Origin of the sequence: Paenarthrobacter nitroguajacolicus, assembly GCF_029952445.1 — a bacterium.
Classification (GTDB): Bacteria; Actinomycetota; Actinomycetes; order Actinomycetales; family Micrococcaceae; genus Arthrobacter; species Arthrobacter nitroguajacolicus_B.
Genome location: NZ_JAQPPK010000061.1, coordinates 1 through 2,651 on the forward strand (window position 1 = coordinate 1; position 2,651 = coordinate 2,651).

1 protein-coding gene is annotated in these 2,651 nt (G+C 63.3%); it reads left to right on the plus strand.

Going from position 1 to position 2,651, the window contains the following annotated elements:
* Nucleotides 1-9: 9 nt before the first annotated feature.
* Nucleotides 10-2,651 (plus strand): pyruvate dehydrogenase (acetyl-transferring), homodimeric type (gene aceE, locus PJL15_RS22500; RefSeq protein ID WP_281453347.1); only part of this gene is annotated, 2,642 nt, incomplete at its 3' end.

Here is a 2,651-nt window from a genome sequence, read left to right on the forward strand (position 1 = left end):
AGGTTGGACGTGGCTGCAGGAGAAGAGACCTCACACATCCTCAGCGGGTTGACTGCCCAGCTGCCTGATCGTGATCCGGAAGAGACCGCGGAGTGGATTGAGTCCCTTGATGCGTTGATCGCTGAGCAGGGTACCGAGCGGGCCCAGTACATTATGCGTTCGTTGTTGCAGCGTGCTGGTGCCCGGTCGGTGGGTGTGCCGATGGTGACGACCACTGATTATGTGAACACGATCCCGGTGGACCAGGAAGCACCGTTCCCGGGGAACGAGGAGTTCGAGCGCCGGTACCGGGCGTATATGCGCTGGAACGCCGCGGTGATGGTCCATCGTGCGCAGCGTTCGGATATTGGTGTGGGCGGGCACATTTCCACCTATGCCGGGGCCGCGACCCTGTACGAGGTCGGGTTCAACCACTTCTTCCGCGGCAAGGACCACCCTTCGGGCGGGGACCAGGTGTTCTTCCAGGGCCACGCCTCGCCGGGGATGTACGCCAGGGCGTTCATGGAAGGCCGCCTCTCGGAGGAGGATTTGGACGGGTTCCGTCAGGAAAAGTCCAAGGAAGGCCACGCCCTGTCCTCCTACCCGCACCCGCGCCTGATGCCGGACTTCTGGGAATTCCCGACCGTGTCGATGGGTATCGGCCCGATGAACGCGATCTACCAGGCCCAGTCCAACCGGTACCTGCAGAACCGTGGGATCAAGGACACCACGGACCAGCAGGTCTGGGCGTTCCTCGGGGACGGGGAAATGGACGAGCCCGAGTCCCGTGGCTTGCTCCAGCTCGCCGCGAACGAGAACCTGGACAACCTGAACTTCGTGATCAACTGCAACCTCCAGCGCCTGGACGGGCCGGTGCGCGGTAACGGCAAAATCATGCAGGAACTCGAAGCGTTCTTCCGCGGTGCGGGCTGGAACGTGATCAAGGTCGTCTGGGGCCGTGAGTGGGACTCCCTGCTCGAAGCGGACACCGACGGGGCGTTGGTGAAAATCATGAACGAAACCCCCGATGGTGACTACCAGACCTACAAGGCCGAGTCCGGCGGGTTCGTCCGGGAACACTTCTTCGGCAAGTCCCCGCAGACCAAGGACATGGTCGCGGACCTGGACGACGAACAGATCTGGGGCCTCAAACGCGGCGGACACGACTACCGCAAGGTCTACGCCGCCTATAAGGCAGCGACCGAGTTCAAGGGCAAACCCACGGTGATCCTGGCCAAAACCGTCAAGGGCTACGGCCTGGGACCGCACTTCGAGGGCCGCAACGCGACCCACCAAATGAAGAAACTGACCATGGAAGACCTCAAAGCCTTCCGTGACCACCTCCGCATCCCCATCAGCGATGACCAACTCGACGCGGACCTCTACCGGCCCCCGTACTACCACCCCGGCATGGACGCCCCGGAAATCAAATACCTCATGGAACGCCGGGCAGAGCTCGGCGGGTTCGTCCCCGAACGCCGCCGCACCCACACCCCCGTGACCCTGCCCGAGGCCAAGTCCTACGAAGTCGCCAAACGCGGATCCGGCAAACAACAAGCCGCGACCACCATGGCCTTCGTCCGGCTCCTCAAGGACCTGATGCGGGACAAGAACTTCGGGGCCCGGTTCGTGCCCGTCGTCCCGGACGAATCACGGACCTTCGGGATGGACGCGTTCTTCCCGACCGCGAAAATCTACAACCCCAAAGGCCAGAACTACCTCTCCGTGGACCGCGACCTCGTCCTGGCCTACAAAGAATCCCCCGCAGGCCAACTGATCCACCCCGGCATCAACGAAGCCGGCGCCGTCGCAGCATTCACCGCCGCCGGAACCGCCTACGCCACCCACGGCGAACCGCTCGTCCCGATCTACGTGTTCTACTCCATGTTCGGCTTCCAACGCACCGGCGATTCCTTCTGGGCCGCCGCGGACCAAATGACCCGCGGCTTCATCATCGGCGCGACCGCAGGACGGACCACCCTCACCGGCGAAGGACTCCAACACGCCGACGGACACTCCCCCCTCCTGGCCTCCACCAACCCCGCCGTACGCACCTACGACCCCGCCTACGGCTACGAAATCGGCCACATCATCCGCCACGGACTCGAACAAATGTACGGACCCGACTCGGACGATAAGAACGTGATGTACTACCTCACCGTCTACAACGAGCCCATCACCCAACCCGCCGAACCCGAAAACCTCGACACCACCGGGCTGATCAAGGGCATCTACCACCTCGCCGAAGCCCCCGAAGCGGTCAACGGCAACAACAACCGGCCCACCGCGAACATCCTCGCCTCCGGCGTATCAGTGCCCTGGGCCCTCGAAGCCGCCCGCATCCTGAACGAAGACTGGGGAGTCGCCGCGAACGTCTTCTCCGTGACCTCCTGGAACGAACTCCGACGCGACGGACTCGACGCCGAAGAACACGCCTTCCTCAACCCCGGCCAACCCACCCGCACACCCTTCATCACCGAACAACTCGCCGGCCACAACGGACCCGTCATCGCCGTGTCCGACTACATGAAAGCCGTCCCCGACCAAATCCGCCAATTCATCCCCAACGACTTCGCCTCCCTCGGAGCAGACGGCTTCGGCTTCTCCGACACCCGCCAAGCCGCACGCCGCTACTTCAAAAACGACACCCACTCCATCGTCGCCAAAACCCT